The 19,094-nt window shown below is 69.6% G+C and carries 22 protein-coding genes; 10 read left to right on the top strand and 12 right to left on the bottom strand.

Annotated features, from left to right (window positions below):
- Positions 1-39: 39 nt before the first annotated feature.
- From ACFXDJ_RS00630 to ACFXDJ_RS00620, 3 genes are all read right to left on the bottom strand, one after another.
- A complete protein-coding gene (locus ACFXDJ_RS00630) occupies positions 40-777 on the bottom strand; it encodes an IclR family transcriptional regulator (RefSeq protein WP_384654753.1) in 738 nt (245 codons plus the stop codon).
- Positions 778-1,067: 290 nt separating this feature from the next.
- Positions 1,068-1,286: a DUF5326 family protein gene (locus tag ACFXDJ_RS00625; protein WP_384654751.1), complete on the bottom strand. Its 219-nt coding sequence runs from the start codon at positions 1,284-1,286 to the stop codon at positions 1,068-1,070.
- Between the two features lie 152 nt (positions 1,287-1,438).
- Positions 1,439-1,756: a cupin domain-containing protein gene (locus ACFXDJ_RS00620; RefSeq protein ID WP_384654748.1), complete on the bottom strand. Its 318-nt coding sequence runs from the start codon at positions 1,754-1,756 to the stop codon at positions 1,439-1,441.
- A gap of 90 nt (positions 1,757-1,846) precedes the next feature.
- Here ACFXDJ_RS00620 and ACFXDJ_RS00615 point away from each other — a divergent pair, with 90 nt between their 5' ends.
- The 4 genes from ACFXDJ_RS00615 (at position 1,847) to ACFXDJ_RS00600 (ending at position 4,489) form a co-directional block, all read left to right on the top strand.
- Complete coding sequence (locus ACFXDJ_RS00615; RefSeq protein ID WP_384654735.1) at positions 1,847-2,227, top strand: phage holin family protein; 381 nt, start codon at positions 1,847-1,849, stop codon at positions 2,225-2,227.
- Positions 2,228-2,238: 11 nt separating this feature from the next.
- Complete coding sequence (locus ACFXDJ_RS00610) at positions 2,239-2,730, top strand: low molecular weight protein-tyrosine-phosphatase (protein WP_384654733.1); 492 nt, start codon at positions 2,239-2,241, stop codon at positions 2,728-2,730.
- Positions 2,727-3,890 (top strand): cystathionine gamma-lyase, encoded by a 1,164-nt coding sequence (locus tag ACFXDJ_RS00605; RefSeq protein WP_384654730.1) that lies wholly within the window; start codon positions 2,727-2,729, stop codon positions 3,888-3,890. Before ACFXDJ_RS00610 ends, ACFXDJ_RS00605 begins: the two co-directional genes overlap by 4 nt.
- 119 nt (positions 3,891-4,009) lie before the next feature.
- Positions 4,010-4,489: an NUDIX domain-containing protein gene (locus tag ACFXDJ_RS00600; RefSeq protein WP_214947426.1), complete on the top strand. Its 480-nt coding sequence runs from the start codon at positions 4,010-4,012 to the stop codon at positions 4,487-4,489.
- Between the two features lie 32 nt (positions 4,490-4,521).
- On the opposite strand, the gene ACFXDJ_RS00595 is transcribed toward ACFXDJ_RS00600, so the two are convergent.
- Together ACFXDJ_RS00595 and ACFXDJ_RS00590 are read right to left on the bottom strand one after the other, a co-directional pair.
- Positions 4,522-5,880 carry a globin domain-containing protein gene (locus tag ACFXDJ_RS00595; RefSeq protein WP_384654727.1) on the bottom strand — a complete coding sequence of 453 codons (1,359 nt, stop codon included), beginning with the start codon at positions 5,878-5,880 and terminating at the stop codon, positions 4,522-4,524.
- Positions 5,867-6,517: an HAD family hydrolase gene (locus ACFXDJ_RS00590; protein ID WP_384654745.1), complete on the bottom strand. Its 651-nt coding sequence runs from the start codon at positions 6,515-6,517 to the stop codon at positions 5,867-5,869. Before ACFXDJ_RS00590 ends, ACFXDJ_RS00595 begins: the two co-directional genes overlap by 14 nt.
- A 152-nt stretch (positions 6,518-6,669) precedes the next feature.
- On the opposite strand from ACFXDJ_RS00590, the gene ACFXDJ_RS00585 reads away from it, so the two are divergent.
- Positions 6,670-7,566, top strand: a complete 897-nt coding sequence (locus ACFXDJ_RS00585) for a GNAT family N-acetyltransferase (protein WP_384654724.1) — start codon at positions 6,670-6,672, stop codon at positions 7,564-7,566.
- 17 nt (positions 7,567-7,583) lie between these two features.
- Positions 7,584-8,060: a GNAT family N-acetyltransferase gene (locus tag ACFXDJ_RS00580; protein ID WP_384654721.1), complete on the top strand. Its 477-nt coding sequence runs from the start codon at positions 7,584-7,586 to the stop codon at positions 8,058-8,060.
- 58 nt (positions 8,061-8,118) lie between these two features.
- Here ACFXDJ_RS00580 and ACFXDJ_RS00575 read toward each other — a convergent pair whose 3' ends face one another.
- Positions 8,119-9,504 (bottom strand): serine hydrolase domain-containing protein, encoded by a 1,386-nt coding sequence (locus ACFXDJ_RS00575; protein ID WP_384654718.1) that lies wholly within the window; start codon positions 9,502-9,504, stop codon positions 8,119-8,121.
- A gap of 10 nt (positions 9,505-9,514) precedes the next feature.
- Entirely contained in the window at positions 9,515-10,978 is a 1,464-nt protein-coding gene (dnaB, locus tag ACFXDJ_RS00570; protein WP_384654742.1) for a replicative DNA helicase, read from the bottom strand.
- Positions 10,979-11,430: 452 nt separating this feature from the next.
- On the opposite strand from dnaB, the gene ACFXDJ_RS00565 reads away from it, so the two are divergent.
- Entirely contained in the window at positions 11,431-12,768 is a 1,338-nt protein-coding gene (locus ACFXDJ_RS00565) for an MATE family efflux transporter (protein WP_384654715.1), read from the top strand.
- Between the two features lie 77 nt (positions 12,769-12,845).
- On the opposite strand, the gene rplI is transcribed toward ACFXDJ_RS00565, so the two are convergent.
- The 4 genes from rplI to rpsF form a co-directional block, all read right to left on the bottom strand.
- Positions 12,846-13,292, bottom strand: coding sequence for a 50S ribosomal protein L9 (gene rplI, locus ACFXDJ_RS00560; RefSeq protein ID WP_330297420.1), 447 nt, complete (start codon positions 13,290-13,292; stop codon positions 12,846-12,848).
- Between the two features lie 18 nt (positions 13,293-13,310).
- Positions 13,311-13,547: a 30S ribosomal protein S18 gene (gene rpsR, locus ACFXDJ_RS00555; protein ID WP_005315025.1), complete on the bottom strand. Its 237-nt coding sequence runs from the start codon at positions 13,545-13,547 to the stop codon at positions 13,311-13,313.
- Between the two features lie 43 nt (positions 13,548-13,590).
- Positions 13,591-14,193, bottom strand: a complete 603-nt coding sequence (locus tag ACFXDJ_RS00550; RefSeq protein ID WP_384654711.1) for a single-stranded DNA-binding protein — start codon at positions 14,191-14,193, stop codon at positions 13,591-13,593.
- Between the two features lie 73 nt (positions 14,194-14,266).
- Positions 14,267-14,557, bottom strand: coding sequence for a 30S ribosomal protein S6 (gene rpsF / locus ACFXDJ_RS00545; RefSeq protein ID WP_004950685.1), 291 nt, complete (start codon positions 14,555-14,557; stop codon positions 14,267-14,269).
- A gap of 249 nt (positions 14,558-14,806) precedes the next feature.
- Between rpsF and ACFXDJ_RS00540 the strand changes: the two genes are divergently transcribed.
- The 3 genes from ACFXDJ_RS00540 to ACFXDJ_RS00530 all read left to right on the top strand — a co-directional run bounded on the left by ACFXDJ_RS00540 (position 14,807) and on the right by ACFXDJ_RS00530 (position 17,481).
- Entirely contained in the window at positions 14,807-15,130 is a 324-nt protein-coding gene (locus ACFXDJ_RS00540) for a hypothetical protein (protein WP_384654708.1), read from the top strand.
- 131 nt (positions 15,131-15,261) lie between these two features.
- On the top strand, positions 15,262-16,380 hold the full coding sequence (locus tag ACFXDJ_RS00535; RefSeq protein ID WP_330297423.1) for a peptidoglycan bridge formation glycyltransferase FemA/FemB family protein: 1,119 nt from the start codon (positions 15,262-15,264) through the stop codon (positions 16,378-16,380).
- Positions 16,381-16,449: 69 nt separating this feature from the next.
- A complete protein-coding gene (locus ACFXDJ_RS00530; RefSeq protein WP_384654705.1) occupies positions 16,450-17,481 on the top strand; it encodes an alanine racemase in 1,032 nt (343 codons plus the stop codon).
- A gap of 1 nt (position 17,482) precedes the next feature.
- Here ACFXDJ_RS00530 and ACFXDJ_RS00525 read toward each other — a convergent pair whose 3' ends face one another.
- Positions 17,483-18,943: a glycosyltransferase family 87 protein gene (locus ACFXDJ_RS00525; protein ID WP_384847422.1), complete on the bottom strand. Its 1,461-nt coding sequence runs from the start codon at positions 18,941-18,943 to the stop codon at positions 17,483-17,485.
- Between the last annotated feature and the right edge of the window lie 151 nt (positions 18,944-19,094).

The following is a 19,094-nucleotide window of genomic DNA, read 5'->3' as shown; positions in this document are numbered from 1 at the left end:
GAGTGGTGGAAGCGCTAGCAGATCACAAGGAGTGAGTTTTCAGATACTGATAGAGAACGAGAGGGTGCTCAACAGCGCGCCTACTTCACTCCGTAGCCGATCGACCGCATACAGCAATCGATTTTCCTGGTGCAGAGGGAGAGAAATCGCCATGGTCGCCGCGGTGTCTCCGGCGGTGATGGGGATGGCCGCGCACACCGTGCCCAGGGCGTATTCCTGCCGCTCGGTCACCGGCTGCATCCGCTCCATGGAGCCGATCCGCTGCTCCAGGGCCCGCAAGTCGGCCACGGTGTAAGGGGTGATGGCCTCGACCGGGTGCCGGTCGTAGTAGTCCTTGCGCGTCTTCTCGTCGAGCTGGGCGAGCAGGCACTGCCCGATGGCGTGCGCGTGGCCGGTCTCGCGGAAATCGGCCCACTCCTCGCAGGCCGGGTTGGCCGGGGTGTCCGATACACCCACGACCTCGATTTCACCCTCGCGGTAGACCGCGAAGTAGACGGGGGCCCCGACCGCGTCGCGGAAGTGCGCGAGGGAGTCGAGGATCATGCTGCGACGTTTCTGCTGGAGCCCGCCACCGGCCAGTCGGCCGGCGGCATCACCCAGGACGAAGACCCCGCTCTCCCGGCGCAGATAGCCCTCGTGCGTCAGGGTGCGCAGCAAGTGGTACGCGGTGGGAAGCGGGAGCCCGGCCTCACGCGCCAGTTGTTTCGCCGGGGCTCCCTCACTATGGGAACCCACCGCCTCGAGCAGCCTCAGCGCCCTCTGCACCGAACCGATCAGAGTCGGCACACCGGCGTTGTGAACCGAAGACAAAAGCTCACCCCCAGGCGTGGCGGCGAGCCGTGGGGGGCCCGCCCTGCGGGGGCCGCCCCCGCGGGTGCCGTGACTCCTGGGGGTCGTGCTCGGCGGCTGTTGAAAGAACCGCAGGTCAGAGCGGCAGTACCGGCTTTCGGTGCCCAGGGAACGGCACAGATTGCCACTCTATCCGCCGATTCCCGGGCTGTGAGCGGTTTAGCCCTTCACGTTCCCTCACCTGGGTTAATCCCGCTGCCGCCCGGGTTGCCCAAGTTCTACCAGTCTCCGGAGGAGGACTTCGTCCCGCTGCCGGTGAACTTCTTGACGATGAAGATCAGGCCTCCGACGAGGGCCGCGAGGAGGAGCGCCTTGAACACGAAGCTGATCAGCGCGCCCAGCACCGTGGTGATCACACCGCCGAAGACGAACAGCACCAGCAGCGGAACGGCGACCCACTTGACCCACCAGGGCATGCCCTCGAATATCCCTCGGATGCCTTCCATGTCCCCAACCTCTTTCTTGTCCGTGACTTCCTGCTCTCGATGCTAGGAGGCCACGGCTCCCGGCGGGGGCCCGCGAGCCCTCGGAGTCCCCTGATCCGCCCCCTAGGGGGATCGGGCTCGCGACCCTCAGTCCCGGGGTCCGATCACCCTTCCGGCGGAGAGAAGACCACCATCACCTTGAGGTTCTCGGTGATGTGGTGGAACTTGTGCGGCACTCCTGCCGGCACGTAGACCACGCTTCCGTTCGCCACCGTCGTCGTCTCCTCCCCGACGGTGATCGAGGCCCGGCCGCTCACGACGAAGTACACCTCGTCCTGGTTGTGCGGCTGCTGCGGGTCGCTCGCACCGGCGTCCAGCGCGTAGAGCCCCACCGACATGTTCCGCTCGCGCAGGAACTGCAGATAGGCACCCTCATTCGCGGCCCGCTCGGCCTCGAGCTCGGTCAGCCGGAAGGCCTTCATCGTCTTCGTACCCCTTGTGTTCTCTCGTGCCGTGACCATCCGCAGATCAGCTGATGTTCCACGGGGATCATCTCTGCAACGATCAGACACATGACGAATTTCGTAGTCAAGACAGTGGCCAACGCCGCGGCCCTCGCCGTCGCCATCTGGCTCCTCACGGGCATCACCCTCGACGACGGCAGCAGCATGGGCCGCCGCACGCTCACCCTGATCCTGGTCGCGCTGATCTTCGGCGTGGTCAACATCATCGTCAAGCCGGTGGTGAAGCTGTTCTCCCTGCCGCTCTTCATCCTCACCCTCGGCCTGTTCACCCTCGTGGTGAACGCGCTGATGCTGATGCTGACCTCGTGGCTGGCGAAGCAGTTCGACCTCAGCTTCCACGTCGACAACTTCTGGACCGCGGTCGTCGGCGCCCTCATCATCTCCATCGTCTCCTGGGCCGTGAACATGGTCCTGCCCGACAAGAACTGACGCGGGCGCCCATGTACCGCGTGTGCTTCGTCTGCACCGGCAACATCTGCCGCTCGCCCATGGCCGAGTCCGTCTTCCGCTCCCTCGTCGCCGACGCCGGGCTCGCGGACCTGGTCGAGGTCGACAGCGCGGGCACCGGCGGCTGGCACGAGGGGGACGGCGCCGATCCGCGCACCGTCGCCGTCCTGGAGGCCGCCGGGTACGAGTCGGCCCACCGGGCCCGGCAGTTCCGGGCCTCCTGGTTCGCCGGCCTGGACCTCGTCATCGCACTCGACGCCGGGCACCTGCGCGACCTGAAGGCGCTCGCTCCCACGCCGGAGGATGCCGCCAAGGTCCGGCTGCTGCGCTCCTACGACCCCGCGGCCACAGCCTCGGGGGGCGACGTACCCGATCCCTACTACGGGCCCTTCGCCGGATTCGAAGAGTGCCTGGAACTGGTCGAGGCGGCCGGCCCCGGCCTGCTGGACGCCGTACGCGAAGCCGTGAAGGAGCCCACTCGATGAGCACACCCGACAGCGTTCCCGCACGGGCGGAGCGGCTCGGGGACGGCACCGTCGCCGTCCGCGCCGGTCTGCCCGAGCCGGCCAAGAACGAGCCGACGCTGCCCGGACCGGTATTCGCCGCCCACTTCCACCTCCCCGGCGACGTCGAGGGCCCGTACACCTACGGGCGCGATACCAACCCCACCTGGACCCTGCTGGAGCGGGCCATCGGGGAACTGGAAGCCCCCGGCCAGGACGGTGTGGACACCGTCGTCTTCGCCTCCGGCATGGCCGCGGTCTCCGCCGTCCTGCTCTCCCAGGCACGCACCGGCGACACCGTGGTCCTGCCCGACGACGGCTACCAGGCCCTGCCCCTCGTACGGGAGCAGCTGGAGGCGTACGGGGTCCACGTGCGCACCGCCCCCACCGGCGGGGACGGCCAGCTCGCTGTCCTCGACGGAGCCCGGCTGCTGTGGCTGGAGACCCCCTCCAACCCCGGGCTCGACGTCTGTGACGTCCGGCGCCTCGTGGACGCGGCGCACGCGGGCGGCACCCTGGTCGCCGTGGACAACACCCTCGCGACCCCGCTCGGCCAGCGCCCCCTGGAGCTCGGCGCCGACTTCTCGGTGGCCAGCGGTACCAAGGGCCTCACCGGCCACGGCGACCTGCTGCTCGGCTACGTCGTCTGCCGCGACGCCGGACTCGCCGCGGGCATCCGCCGCTGGCGCAAGGTGATCGGCGCGATCCCGGGCCCCATGGAGGCCTGGCTCGCCCACCGCTCCCTGTCCACCATCCAGTTGCGCACCGACCGCCAGTGGGCCAACGCGCTCGCCGTAGCCGAGGCCCTCTCCGGCCGCGCGGACGTCTCGGGGCTGCGCTACCCGGGCCTGGCCTCGGATCCGTCCCACAAGACGGCCGCGGGCCAGATGCGGGGCTTCGGATCGGTGGTCTCCTTCACCCTGGCCGACCGCGCGCATGCGGAACGGTTCATGGCCGCCCTGCGCCTCGTCGAGGACGCCACGAGTTTCGGCGGGGTGCGGTCCACCGCGGAGCGGCGGGGGCGGTGGGGCGGCGACGCCGTGCCGGAGGGGTTCATCCGCTTCTCCGCCGGTGCCGAGGACACCGCGGACCTGGTCGCGGACGTGCTGCGGGCCCTCGACGTGGCGGGCTCCACGGCCTGAGCGGCCTTCCGCGAGGCGGTCCGGGTCTCCCGCCCGGTGACCCGGACCGCCCGGCTCGCGCCCCGGCGCATTTCCCCGGCATGCGTTTCAGAAGCGGAAGTCTGGGCCACTCTTCTCCCATGACCGAACGTCCCGTGGTCAAACGCACCGCCCGCGCGATCCTGCTCGACGGTGACGACCTGATCCTCATCAAGCGCACCAAGCCCGGCGTCGACCCGTACTGGCTCACCCCCGGCGGGGGAGTGGAGCCCTCGGACCTGACCGTCGTCGACGCCCTCCACCGAGAGCTCCACGAGGAACTCGGCGCGAAGATCACCGATGTGGTGCCCTGCTTCGTCGACACCGTGGAGCACATCGCCGACCGGGGAGTGACCGGCGTCAAGGTGCAGCACTTCTTCGTCTGCCACCTCGAATCCATGGATCCCAGCCAGCGCCACGGACCCGAGATCGACGAGCCGGAGGGCGAGTACGAGATCGTCCGCGTGCCCTTCAGCCGCGTCGGCATCGCCGCCGTCCACCTCGTCCCGCTGTCCCTGCGCCACTACCTCGACGGCAACATCGAGGGCGTGCGCGCGATGCACGCCCCCGACCTGGGCTGACCTTCCGGACCGATGGCGGGCGCCGGCCGGAATCAGCCGGCGACGCCCGCCAGTTCCTCCACCTCGTCGTGGCGGATGCGCTCCATGGGAATCCCGATCCTCTTCAGTTCGTCCACCCCGCTGCGGATCATCGCGGCCGGTCCCGAGACGAACGCGTCGTACGAACTCCAGGGCCCGTGCGCACCGACGGCCTCCGGCAGCTGCCCCGCCAGTCCGTCCGCGCACACCACCGGGCGCACCGACAGCCACGGATGCGAGCGCTGCAGGCCCAGCAGGGTGTCCTTGTCGTAGAGGTCGTTGTCGCTGCGCGCTCCGAAGAACACTTCTACCGGGCGCCGCTCCCCGTGCTCGGCGACGTCCTCGATCAGCGCCTTGATCGGGGCTATGCCCGTGCCGCCGCCCAGGCACAGCATGCCGTTGTCGGTGCTGTGGTCGACCACCATGGAACCGGCCGGCGGTCCGAGCCGCAGTACGTCGCCGGGCCGGGCGTGCCGCACCAGCGCGTTGGAGACCCATCCCGCCGGGACCGCCTTGACGTGGAAGGACAGCAGCCCGTCCGCACGGGGGGCCGAGGCGAAGGAGTAGTGCCGCCAGACCCGTGGCCACCACGGTGTCTCCAGGCTCGTGTACTGGCCCGCGAGAAACGGGTACGGCTGGTCGGGGCGGACGGTGAGCACCGCGATGTCCGAGGTGCGCAGATCGTGGGAGACCACTTCGGCGTGCCACCACGGCGGCGCCTTGGTCCCGGCCTCGGCCGCCGCGTCGATCATGATCTGGGAGATCGCGGTGTACGCCCGCGCCCAGGCGGCTTCCGTCTCCGGCCCCCAGGTGTCCTGGGCGTACCGGGCCAGTGCCCCGATCAGGGCCTCGCCCACCGGCGGATAGTGGCCGGGCTGGGTGCCGTACTTGCGGTGCCCGCTGCCGAGCCGGCTCAGGTACGCGGTGAGCACCTCGGGATGGTCGATGTGCTCGGCGGCGGTCAGCAGCGCCTTGAGCAGCCGGTCCCGCTGGGCATCCATGGCGGCGGGGAACATCCCCCGCAGGTCCGGGTGGGCCGTGAACACCAGGGCGTAGAAATAAGAAGTCACCTTGTCGGCGACGGGTGCGATTTCCTCAAGGGTCCGGCGGATGAGCACGGCATCGGGGGAGGGTGCGGGAGAGGCCTCTGGCGCACTGCCCCCGGACGGTATCCGGGCGGTCCTCCGTCTTGCCGATCCGGTGGGCGGAGCGTCCATGCGGTGCCTCGCTTCGAGCATCTCGGTAGGTCTGCACACGCCACGGCCTTCGAATCCGTGGTTCCGGGTTTCACAGCGTGCCAGTCCGCCCCAGAGCTTGCGGGGAAATGCGGGAAATCCGCGTTTCGAACCCACTTTCCCCTTAAGATGCCTCAACTCCCGTGCGCTCCACCCCTGCCAGCTGGTATGCCTCCCGCAGATCGCGGCCTTCGTAGACGTGCGTGGCCTTCTCCGCGAGATACGGCCGGGCGTTGACCGCGACCGAGCGCGGGACGGCCTCGAAGAGCGCCACGTCGGTACCGGAGTCCCCGTACGCGACGCAGTCGCTCCGCTCCACCCCGAACCGCGCGCACAGCCGGTCGGCGACGGTCACCTTGCCCTCCGGCGTCAGGATTCCGGCCATGTCCACCGGCCGCGTGAACGGAACCTCCGGGAAGACCGAACCGTGCGCGGCGTGCGCGCCCCACTCCAGCAGGAGCTCCACGAAGAACGAGGGCGACAGCGAGATCACCGCGCAGTAGTCCCCGCGTTCCCGGATCTCCTGCCACACCTCACGGATGCCCGATATCCAGGGCGCCCCGTCGAACGCGGCCCGGACGTGTGCCGGGGTCAGGTCCTTCCAGAGCTTCTGGGCGGCCAACGAGAACTCGTGCGGTCCGATCTCCTGCGCCGCGAAGGCCCGCTCCAGCCGGCCGATCTCGTCGGTCAGCCCGAGCTGACGGGAGATCTCGACGGGTGCCGCCGATCCGTACATCAGCGTTCCGTCGAGGTCGAAGAGGTGCAGGAGGGTCATAGTCATCGAGGCTAGTGGCTCCGTTTCACGTGAAACAGCGTGTTTCACGTGAAACATCGGCCGGTTCCACCGCCCCCACCTGGATGTTTCACGTGAAACATCCAGCCCAAATCCCCTGGACCGAGCCCCAGTCGATGAACCAGTCTGGGGCTGTGACACCACCCCATCTCACGCATCTCGCCTCCCTGCCGATCCGCGCACTGACCGTGGACGACCTCCGCCACTGCGCCGATCTCTCCGAAGACCGCGGCTGGCCCCGCGAGGATCACAAGTGGGGGCTCCTGCTCGCCTCCGGCCACGGCTACGGCATCGAAGCCCCGGACGGCCGGGGGCTCGCCGCGGTCTGCGTGGTCACCCGGTACGGCCCCGACCAGGGAAATCCCGAACTCGCCGCCATCGGCATGGTCCTCGTCGCCGACCGCTATGCCCGCCGGGGTCTGGGCAGACACCTGATGACCTACGTCTGTGACGACGTCCTCAAGGGTGTTCCTCTCACCCTGCACGCCACCCCGTACGGCCGCCCCCTCTACGAGGAGCTCGGCTTCGACACCACGGGGCGTGCCGAGATGCTCCGGGGCGCTTTCCGCCCGGATGCCGGCGTGCCCGCGCCGGGCAGCGTCCCGGTCCGGCCGGCCACCGCCGAGGACATCCAGCGGATCCTGCGGCTGGACGGCGAGGTCTTCGGCACCGACCGGACGCATCTGATCCTCCGGCTGCCCGCCTTCACGGACCGGCTGCTCGTCGCCGAGGACCCCGCCGGCGAGCTGATCGGCTACGGCGCCATCTGGCCGAACATGGAGACCCATGTCATCGGGCCGCTGGTGGCCCGGGACACCGCCACGGCCCAGGCTCTGGTCACCGCACTCGCCGCCGCCACCGACCGGCCCCTGCGCACCGATGTCGACGTCCGCCACGAGGAGCTGCTCGGCTGGCTCAAGGACCGGGGCCTCGCCTCCGTAGCCTTCAATGCCGTCATGACCCGGAACATCCCCGGCCTGCCCGGTGACTGGACCCGCCGATGGGCCCCGCTCACCGTGGCGGCAGGGTGAGCGAGGAGCGCCAAGCCATGACCGGAGAACACTCCGAAGAACACTCCGACCTGATCATTCGCCCGGCCTTCGAGGAGGATCTGCCCGCGATCGTCGCGATGCTCGCCGACGATCCGCTCGGCATGACCCGGGAGTCCCCGGACGACCTCTCGCCCTACGTGGCGGCGTTCGAGCGGCTGGCGGGCGACCCGCACCAGCACGTGGTCGTCGCCGTCCGAGCGGGCCGTGTCGTCGGCACCCTCCAGCTGACCATCGTCCCCGGACTCTCCCGCAAGGGGGCCACGCGTTCGATCATCGAAGGCGTACGCGTCCATGCGGACGAGCGCGGCAGCGGCCTCGGCACCCGGTTCATCGAATGGGCGATCGAAAAGTCCCGTGCCGAGAACTGCCACCTCGTCCAGCTCACCTCGGACATGGCCCGCACCGACGCCCACCGCTTCTACGAACGACTCGGCTTCACCGGCTCCCATCTCGGGTTCAAGCTCCAGCTCTGAAACCGAGCCGCGTAGGCCGGGCCCGCGTAGGCGGCCCGGCCTGCCGGCCCCGGGCGCGCTAGCCGATGCCCCGCCAGCCCTGCGGGTCGACCCCGCCGGGGACCGGAGCCTGTGTGTCGTACGGCTCGCGGGTGAACACGAACGAGCCGAGGTCGAGGTGGCTCACCGACCCGTCCGGCCGCCGCACGGCCCGCAGCGACTCGCCCGCGTAGTAGCCGTTCAGCCCCGTCCAACTGCCGTCCGGCTCCGCCCGGAAGCGCGCGGAGCGCCCGTTGGCTCCTACCGGGCCGAGCTCCAGGAACCCGTCGTAGGTCAGCCGCACGGCCTGCGCCGACGTGCCCCAGTACCAAGGGCCGCACAGCTCCAGCGCGACCGGATCGGCCTCCCGGAGCGGCCGCCACGGCTCGGGAATGCGCGGCTCGGCCTCCGCGACGATCGCCACCAGATCGGCGGCCAGCGTGGAGACGGGCAACCCCGAGGTGCAGTTGGCCAGCACCACCGCGGCCACGTCCTGGGCCTCGCTCAGCCACAGGCAGGCCACGAAGCCCGGGAGGGAGCCGGTGTGCCCCGCGAGCTTGTGCTCGCCGTGCTGCGTCAGCTGCATCCCGAGCCCGTAGCCGAGGTCGGCGAGACCCGGCTCCGGGGGAGTGGCCGACGTCCGCATCTCCCGGACCGACTCGGCGCTCAGCACGCGCGCGTCGCCCCGTACGAGGAAGGCCGCGAACCGCGCCAGGTCACCGGTGGTGGACCACAGCTGACCGGCCGGGGCCATGAGCCCCAGGTCTTCTGCCGGTTCGGGCATCATCACGTCCGCCCACGGGTGCACCGCCCAGCCGCCCGCCGCGGGTGCCTGCGGCCGCGCCGTCGTGCGCGCCAGCCCCAGCGGTTCCAGCACCTCGGCCCGGAGCACCTCTTCCCACGACTTGCCGCGCACCGCTTCGACGACCGAACCCAGAAGCGTGTAGCCCGGGTTGGAGTAGTGGTGGCGCCGGCCCGGCTCGGAACGGAAGGGCTGCTCGCCCAGCACGTCCGAGAGCTCCGGCCGCGTCGCGCCCGGCGTCCGCTCCCACCACTCGCCGGGCGTCTCCGCCGCCAACCCGCCGGTGTGGGAGAGCAGCTGGCCGATGGTCACCTCTCCGACGCCCGTGCCCGGCAGGAACTTCTCCACCGGATCACCGAGCGCCAGCAGCCCCTCGTCGCGCAGGCGCATCACCAGAACGGCGGTGAACGTCTTGGTGATCGACCCGATCCGGTACTGGACGTTCCCGTCGGGTCCGTGCCCCGGGACCATGGTCCGGGCACCCTCCCAGACCACTTCCGCGCCCCGCACCACTGCCGCCACCAGGGACGGCGCCCGGCCTTCGCGCTGCGCGACGGCGATCCGGCGCAGGAGCGCACGCCGGGTCTCGGGGAGGAGGACAAGATCTTCAGATGTGGCATCCATGGGGCGGATGCTACGTGTTGGCCATGTCCACGAACCGCGAATAGTGACCCTGGAAGGCCACGGTGATGGTCGCCGTCGGACCGTTACGGTGCTTCGCCACGATCAGGTCCGCCTCGCCCGCGCGGGGGGACTCCTTCTCGTACGCGTCCTCGCGGTGCAGCAGGATCACCATGTCGGCGTCCTGCTCGATCGAGCCGGATTCACGCAGGTCGGAGACCATCGGCTTCTTGTCGGTGCGCTGTTCGGGACCACGGTTCAGCTGGGACAGCGCGATCACCGGCACCTCCAGCTCCTTGGCCAGCAGCTTGAGGTTTCGGGACATGTCCGAAACCTCCTGCTGACGGCTCTCGGGGCGGCGCGAGCCGCCCGACTGCATCAGCTGGAGGTAGTCGATGACGACGAGCGAGAGGTCGTTGCGCTGCTTGAGCCGGCGGCACTTGGCGCGGATCTCCATCATCGACAGGTTCGGGGAGTCGTCGATGTAGAGGGGGGCCGCGGAGACGTCCGGCATCCGACGGGCCAGCCGGGTCCAGTCGTCGTCCGTCATGGTGCCCGAGCGCATGTGGTGCAGGGCCACCCGGGCCTCCGCCGAAAGCAGGCGCATCGCGATCTCGTTGCGCCCCATTTCGAGGGAGAAGATCACGCTGGGCAGGTTGGCCTTGATGGAGCAGGCACGGGCGAAGTCCAGCGCGAGGGTGGACTTGCCCATGGCGGGACGGGCCGCGATGACGATCATCTGACCGGGGTGCAGACCGTTGGTCAGCGAGTCCAGGTCCGTGAAGCCGGTCGGAACGCCCGACATCTGGCCGCTGCGCGAGCCGATCGCCTCGATCTCGTCGAGGGCGCCTTCCATGATGTCGCCCAGCGGCAGGTAGTCCTCGGAGGTCCGCTGCTCGGTGACGGCGTAGATCTCGGCCTGGGCACTGTTGACGATCTCGTCGACGTCTCCGTCGGCGGCGTAGCCCATCTGCGTGATCTTCGTACCGGCCGCGACCAGCCTTCGCAGGACGGCCCGCTCGTGGACGATCTCGGCGTAGTACTCGGCGTTCGCCGCCGTCGGGACGGACTGCACCAGCGTGTGCAGGTACGGAGCCCCGCCGACCTTGCTGATCTCACCGCGCCGGGTCAGTTCGGCGCTGACGGTGATCGGGTCGGCCGGCTCGCCCTTGGCGTACAGGTCGAGGATGGCCTGGTAGATCGTCTCGTGCGACGGGCGGTAGAAGTCGTGGCCCTTGAGCACCTCGACCACATCGGCGATGGCGTCCTTGGACAGCAGCATGCCGCCCAGGACGGACTGCTCGGCGTCGAGGTCCTGTGGCGGGACGCGCTCGAAGCCGCCGCCTCCACCGTCCCAGGAGCCTCCCTCGCGGCCTCGGCCCTGCTCTTCGTCCCCGCGGCCGCGGCCTTCGCCGTTACGGCGCGAACGGGCGGGCAGACGGTCACCTGGACCGCTGTCGGCCCAGGGGTCGTCCATGGGCTCGGGCATGCTCACCGGGCCACCTCCTCCCGTCCGCAAGGCGGACATTGCCGTGCCACTCTTTCTACGACACGGCTCTGACATTTGGGGCACCCGAATCGGCTGTCGGCGAGTCGGACATCGAACCACGGTAGGGCCGAGAGCGGCGTCAGCCAATCTTGTTATCCACAGGCTGTGTGGATGAGATGTGGATGACGGCGCCAATGCTGTGGGTAACTCCCCCGAAGCTGTGCACGGACCGGGGGACGGCGCTGTGGACAAAATCACCAGACCCACCCTGCCATCCCACCTGACCTGCAATTTCTCCTTCCACTGACTGTGGGTGAGAAAATTCTTCGCCACTGTTTCAAGATCGCCTCCAATGAGGCGCGACGAGTGCGCGAATCGACGCAACGGTAAGGATCCAAAGAGGGTTGCATCCATTACCTGTGGAAGATTAGGTTGAGCACATGAGACAGGCCCCCACAGCACCGAAGGCTGCCCCCGGGCGGCACGACCGCGAGATCTTCGCGCTCGCCCTCCCCGCCTTCGGCGCGCTCGTCGCCGAACCCCTCTTCGTGATGGCCGACAGCGCCATCGTGGGGCACCTCGGCACCCCCCAGCTGGCCGGTCTCGGCATCGCGGCGGCCCTGCTCACCACCGCCGTGAGCGTCTTCGTCTTCCTCGCCTACGCCACCACCGCGGCCGTGGCCCGCCGCGTCGGCGCCGGCGACCTCCAGGCCGCCATCCGCCAGGGCATGGACGGCATCTGGCTCGCCCTCCTGCTCGGCGCGGCCGTCATCGCCGTGGTGCTGCCCACGGCGCCCTCCCTGATCTCCTTCTTCGGCGCCTCCGACACCGTCGCCCCGTACGCCATCACCTATCTGCGGATCTCCGCCCTCGGCATTCCGGCGATGCTCATGGTGCTCGCCGCCACCGGAGTCATCCGCGGCCTCCAGGACACCCGGACCCCGCTCTACGTCGCCATCGGCGGCTTCACCCTCAACGCGGGCCTGAACGCCGCCCTCGTCTACGGCGCGGGCCTCGGCATCGCCGGCTCCGCCTGGGGCACTGTGATCGCCCAGTGCGCCATGGCCGCCGCCTACCTGACCGTGGTCGTCCGCGGCGCCCGCCGGCACGGCGCCTCCCTGCGCCCCGATGCCGCGGGGATCCGGGCCTGCGCCCAGGCCGGTGTCCCGCTGCTGGTCCGGACGCTGTCCCTGCGCGCCGTCCTGCTGATCGCCACCGCCGTCGCCGCGCGCCTCGGCGACGCCGACATCGCCGCCCACCAGATCCTGCTCTCCCTGTGGAGCCTGCTCGCCTTCGCCCTCGACGCGATCGCGATCGCCGGGCAGGCCATCATCGGCCGCTACCTCGGCGCGGGGGACACCGAGGGGGCCAAGGCCGCCTGCCGCCGGATGGTGCAGTGGGGGATCGTCTCCGGCATCGTCCTGGGCGTCCTGGTGATCGCGGCCCGTCCGGTGTTCATCCCGCTCTTCACCAGCGACCCCGCCGTCGAGGACGCCCTGCTGCCCGCCCTGCTCGTGGTGGCCCTCTCCCAGCCCGTCTCCGGCATCGTCTTCATCCTCGACGGGGTCCTCATGGGCGCCGGCGACGGCCGCTACCTGGCCTGGGCCATGCTGCTGACCCTCGCCGTGTTCACCCCGGCCGCCCTGCTCGTACCGGCCCTGGGAGGGGGCCTGACGGCCCTCTGGTGCGCCATGACCCTGATGATGCTGGTCCGGATGGTCACCCTCCAGCTGCGCACCCGCTCGGGCCGCTGGCTGATCGCGGGGGCGACTCGCTAGCGATGTTTCACGTGAAACATCGCGAGAACGACGAAGGGCCGCACCCCCGTGGGGGTGCGGCCCTTCATGCGCAGCCCTTAGGCGGCGACGACCTCGACGCCCACGTTCGCGACCACGTCGGCGTGCAGACGCACGGAGACCTGGTAGGAACCGAGGGTCTTGATCGGGGAGCCCAGCTCGACGCGACGCTTGTCGACCTTCGGGCCACCGGAAGCCTCGACCGCCGTGGCGATGTCGGCCGGCGTGACGGAACCGAAGAGACGGCCGGCGTCACCCGCACGGGTGGCCAGACGGACCTTCACGGCCTCAAGCTTGGCCTTGAACTCGTTGGCCTGCTCGATGGTCGCGATCTCGTGGATCTTGCGGGCGCGGCGGATCTGCGCCACGTCCTTCTCGCCACCCTTGGTCCAGCGGATCGCGAAACCACGCGGGACCAGGTAGTTGCGAGCGTAACCGTCCTTGACGTCGACGACATCGCCGGCGGTGCCGAGGCCAGAGACCTCGTGGGTCAGGATGATCTTCATTATTCGGTCACCCTTTCCTTATCGCGCGGTGGACGTGTAGGGCAGCAGCGCCATCTCACGGCTGTTCTTGACAGCCGTGGCGACGTCACGCTGGTGCTGCGTGCAGTTGCCGGTGACGCGGCGGGCACGGATCTTGCCACGGTCGGAAATGAACTTCCGCAGCATGTTCGTGTCCTTGTAGTCCACGTACGCGGTCTTGTCCTTGCAGAACGCGCAGACCTTCTTCTTAGGCTTGCGCACAGGCGGCTTCGCCATTGTGTCTCTCCTGTGAAATCAAGAAGTGGGGGTTCGAGCTGCCCTAGAAGGGAGGCTCGTCCGAGTAGCCGCCGCCGGAGCCGCCGGTGTTGCCAGAGCTTCCGCCCCAGCCACCGCCGCCACCCTGCTGCGAGCCGCCGGCAGGCGCGCTGGACGCCCACGGGTCGTCGGAGGGAGCTCCGCCGCCCTGGGGACCGCCGCCACTGGGGGCTCCGCCCCAGTTGCCACCGCCGCCACCCTGCTGCTGACCGCCGCCGCCGTATCCACCCTGACCGCCGCGACCGGTGGTCTTGGCGACCTTGGCCGTGGCGTTCTTCAGGCTGGGGCCGACTTCCTCGACGTCCAGCTCGTAGACCGTGCGCTTGACACCCTCACGGTCTTCGTACGACCGCTGCTTCAGCCGGCCCTGCACGATGACGCGCATGCCTCGCTGAAGAGACTCGGCGACGTTCTCAGCCGCCTGCCGCCAGACCGAGCAGGTCAGGAACAGGCTCTCGCCGTCCTTCCACTCATTGGTCTGCTTGTCGAAGGTGCGGGGAGTGGACGCGACACGGAACTTCGCGACCGCCGCACCCGAGGGGGTGAAGCGCAGCTCGGGGTCGTCGACGAGATTGCCGACGACCGTGATGACGGTCTCGCCTGCCATGGATGAACCTCTCGGCGGGGATTGCTGCTGGGCTGCTGTTGCTACTCGGTCCCGATTACCGCTGAACCGAAGTTCAGTGGGTCTCGGGGCGAAGGACCTTGGTCCGGAGAACCGACTCGTTCAGGTTCATCTGTCGGTCAAGCTCCTTGACGACCGCAGGCTCGGCCTGAAGGTCGATGACCGAGTAGATGCCCTCGGGCTTCTTCTTGATCTCGTAAGCGAGACGACGACGGCCCCAGGTGTCGACCTTCTCGACCTTTCCGTTGCCCTCACGGACGACAGAAAGGAAGTTCTCGATCAGCGGGGAGACAGCGCGCTCCTCGAGATCGGGGTCGAGGATGACCATCACTTCGTAGTGACGCATGTGGAACCCACCTCCTTTGGACTCAGCGGCCACGGTCGTTCCGTGGCAGGAGGGTCGTGATGCGTACGCACGGCGTCCGCAAGCAGACACCGCGCAGACCGTACAGACTACCTGGTCGACTCCTTCCGGTTGAAATCCGGCACCAGGAGGCCACAATCTGTATCCATCGGGTGTGCTCGGTGCTATGCCCCGGCCCCTGCCGGAGCAGGCCCGCAGCACCGCTCAGCTGCAGCCAGGAGGTGCCTTCCGATGGCACAGGCAATGCGACCCCAGTCCACGCGCCCGTCGATCTCGCTCTTCGCGACGGACGGGAAGCCCCATCCGCTCCAGGACACCCTGGTGGCGGTCACTCTGATCCTCGGCGCCGTGGCGTTCATCACGGCGTTCTTCCACAATCTGCACCTGCTCAGCTCGTGGACCGGGCTGGTCGGGATCCTCACCGGCGCCTACGGACAGTTCATCTCGGAGACGACACGCGAGCGCTTCGCACTGATCATCGGCCTTGGCGCGTCGGCCATCGGCTTCTTCCTCGGCATGGCGCACGGCGGGCTCTTCGGCGGCTGGCTGGGCTGACCGGCGTACCTCCGCGACGGGGCGCCGGCCTCCCACCGGCCCAGGCCCGGCCTGTCCCCCAGATGGGTGGTGCCCTTGTCGCAGTAGGCTTCGCGCCATAGCCAGCGAAGCCGCCGGAGGAGACGCCCCGCATGAGCCTGTCCCTGAGGACCATCAGCCGAGAGCAGCATCTGGGGTACCTCCAGAGTCTGCCCTCGGCTAGCCACTGCCAGGTCCCGGCGTGGGCCGACGTGAAGAACGAGTGGCGTTCCGAGAACCTCGGATGGTTCGACTCGTCCGGCGAACTCGTCGGCGCCGCCCTCGTGTTGTACCGCCAGCTCCCCAAGGTGAAGCGGTACCTCGCGTACCTTCCCGAGGGCCCCGTCATCAACTGGTACGCCCCCAATCTGGAGGAGTGGCTCCAGCCGATGCTGGCCCACCTCAAGCAGCAGGGCGCCTTCACCGTGAAGATGGGCCCGCCCGTCGTCATCCGGCGCTGGAACTCCGCCGCCATCAAGGCCGGAATCCAGGACCCGGAGGTCAAGCGCCTGCGTGACGTGGAGGCTTCGCACATCGAGCCCCGCGCCTTCGAGGTCTCCGACAAGCTGCGCCGCATGGGCTGGCAGCAGGGCGAGGACGGCGGCGCCGGCTTCGGCGACGTCCAGCCCCGCTACGTCTTCCAGGTGCCGCTGGCCAACCGTTCGCTGGACGACGTCCTCAAGGGCTTCAACCAGCTGTGGCGCCGCAACATCAAGAAGGCCGAGAAGGCCGGTGTCGAGGTCGTCCAGGGCGGCTACGAGGACCTGGCGACCTGGCAGCACCTGTACGAGATCACGGCCGAGCGCGACAAGTTCCGCCCGCGTCCGCTGGTCTACTTCCAGCGCCAGTGGAAGGCCCTCAACGCCGAGGACCCCAACCGCATGCGGCTGTACATCGCCAAGCACGAGGGGGAGCCGCTGGCCGCCGCCACGATGCTCACCGTCGGCCAGCACGTCTGGTACTCGTACGGCGCCTCCGCCAACCACAAGCGCGAGGTCCGCCCCTCGAACGCGATGCAGTGGCGCATGCTGCGCGATTCGTACGCGCTCGGCGCAAGCGTCTACGACCTGCGCGGCATCAGTGACACCCTGGACGAGAACGACCACCTGTTCGGTCTGATCCAGTTCAAGGTCGGCACGGGCGGCGAGGCCGTCGAGTACGTCGGCGAGTGGGACTTCCCGCTCAACAAGCTGCTCCACAAGGCGCTCGACATCTACATGTCCCGCCGCTGATCCACACCGCCCCATCCACACACCGCACCGCTGCACCACGCAGCTTTTCGAGAGAGGCTCCGGACGGGCATGGCGCTCACGCTCTACGTCGACACCGCGCGCTGGCGTGCGCACCAGAAGCAGATCCAGGACCAGTTCCCCGGGATGATCCCGGTCTGCAAGGGCAACGGCTACGGCTTCGGCCACGAGCGGCTCTGCGAGGAAGCGACTCGGCTGGGCGCCGACGTCCTGGCCGTCGGGACGACGTACGAGGCCGCCAGCATCAAGGACTGGTTCGGCGGGGACCTGCTCGTCCTCACCCCGTTCCGGCGCGGTGAGGAGCCGGTGCCACTGCCGGACCGGGTCATCCGCTCGGTGTCCTCGCTGGACGGGGTCCGGGGTCTCGTCGGCGCCCGCGTGGTCATCGAATGCATGAGCTCCATGCGCCGGCACGGCATCTCCGAGCAGGACCTCGGCCAGCTGCACTCGGCGATCGAGGACGTCCGGCTGGAGGGCTTCGCCCTTCACCTGCCGCTGGACCGCCCGGACGGCTCGGACGCCGTCGAGGAGGTCATCGGCTGGATGGACCGGCTGCGCGCGGCCCGGCTGCCGCTGCACACCATGTTCGTCAGCCACCTGAAGTCCGCGGAGCTGGCGCGCCTCCAGCAGCAGTTCCCGCAGACCCGCTTCCGGGCCCGGATCGGCACCCGGCTGTGGCTGGGCGACCACGAGGCGACCGAGTACCGCGGTGCGGTCCTCGACGTCACCCGCGTCGCCAAGGGCGACCGGTTCGGCTACCGCCAGCAGAAGGCCGCCTCCGACGGCTGGCTGGTCGTGGTCGCCGGCGGCACCTCGCACGGCGTGGGCCTGGAGGCCCCCAAGGCCCTGCACGGGGTGATGCCGCGCGCCAAGGGCGTGGCCCGGGCCGGGCTGGCCACCGTCAACCGGAACCTGTCGCCGTTCGTGTGGGCGGGCAAGCAGCGCTGGTTCGCCGAGCCGCCGCACATGCAGGTGTCCATCCTGTTCGTGCCCTCGGACTCTCCCGAGCCGAAGGTCGGCGACGAACTGGTGGCGCACCTGCGTCACACCACGACGCAGTTCGACCGGGTGCTCGACGCCTGAGTCAGTCCTTGGGGCCCGCGCCCCATTCGACCCGCCGTCCGTCCGAAGGCGCCGCGTACTGCGGCGCCTTCGCCGTTTGCGACAGGGTGAACACGTCCTCCGCGCCGTCCAGGACGCCGCCGGAAGGGTCGTCCGAACCGTCGCGCCGCACCACGTCGCGCTCGGGCATCAGGATGTCGCGCACGACGACGGCACAGAGGTAGAGCGTGCACAGCAAATGGGCCGCGATCGCCAGCTGGTAGCCCTCCAGGGGCAGGCCCTGGTGCTTTTCACCACTGGTCGTGTAGGCCAGGTAGAACCAGATCCCCAGGAAGTAGACGACCTCGCCGGCCTGCCAGACGAGGAAGTCCCGCCAGCGCGGCCTGGCCAGCGCTGCGAGCGGGATCAGCCACAGCACGTACTGCGGCGAGTAGACCTTGTTGACCAGGATGAAGGCGGCGACGAGCAGGAAGGCCAGCTGTGCGAACCGGGGGCGGCGGGGTGCGGTCAGCGTGAGCAGGCCGATGCCCGCGCACAGCAGCAGCGTCAGGCCCGTCGCGTAGGTGTTGGCGTCCGTCAGCGGGTTCCCGGAGCGCTGGGAGATCAGCAGCCACACTGAGCCGAAGTCGATGGGCCGCTCCTGGCTGAAGGTGTAGAACTTCGTCCAGCCTTCCCACGCGAAGAGCATGACGGGCAGGTTCACCACGAGCCACGAGGCGACCGCGCCGCCGACCGCCGCACCGAACGCGCGCCATTTCCCGGCCCGCCAGCAGAGCACGAACACGGCCCCGAGCAGCAGTACGGGGTAGAGCTTGGCCGCGGTGGCCAGTCCGATCAGGATGCCGAAGGCCAGTGACCGGCCCCGCGACCACATGAGCATCGCGGCCGCCGTCAGGGCGATGGCCAGCAGGTCCCAGTTGATGGTCGCGGTGAGCGCGAAGGCGGGCGCGAGGGCGAAGAGCAGGGCGTCCCACGGCCGCCGGCGGTGGGTGCGGGCCACGCATACGGCGATCACGGCGGCGCAGGCCATCAGCATGCCCGCGTTGGCCATCCAGTACATCTGCTCCCGGTGCTGCATCGAGCCGCTGCCCGGGGTCAGCCAGGAGGCGACCTCCATGAAGACCCCGGTCAGCACCGGGTACTCCAGGAACTGCATGTCGCCGGGGAGCCGGTCGAAGTACGGCGTGAGCCCGTCGGCGAAGCCGCGTACGACGTAGAGGTGCGGGATGTCCGAGTAGCAGGCGTGGGTGTACTGGGACCCGGCCCCGCGGAACCACGCCCAGTCGTAGCAGGGCAGCTTCTGCACCATGCCCAGCGCGAACATCCCCAGGGCCACGAGCACCACGACGCGCACCGGGGTCAGCCAATGGCCGCCCAGCCGGGCGTAGCGGCCCAGCGGACCGCCGATCAGCTCGCTCCCGGCGGCGGCCACCTCGTCCTGCTGGGTGGGCAGTACGGGGCTGTCCTCGTGCACCTTCGTCATGCGCACATCCTGCCGTACGGCGCCGGACATGGGAGAGGGGGGGGGGGGCCGCGGGGGCCGCCCCCGCCCCGCGGGGGGCGGGGGGGGGGGGGGGGGCGCGCCCCCCGCGCGCCCCCCGCCCCCCCCGCCCCCCCCGTGCCCCCGGCGCAGC

Origin of the sequence: Streptomyces sp. NPDC059443, from assembly GCF_042750105.1 — a bacterium.
In the GTDB taxonomy this organism is placed as follows: Bacteria; Actinomycetota; Actinomycetes; order Streptomycetales; family Streptomycetaceae; genus Streptomyces.
The sequence above is the reverse complement of the archived record's forward strand: the minus strand, read 5'-3'. Positions and strand labels throughout refer to the sequence as shown.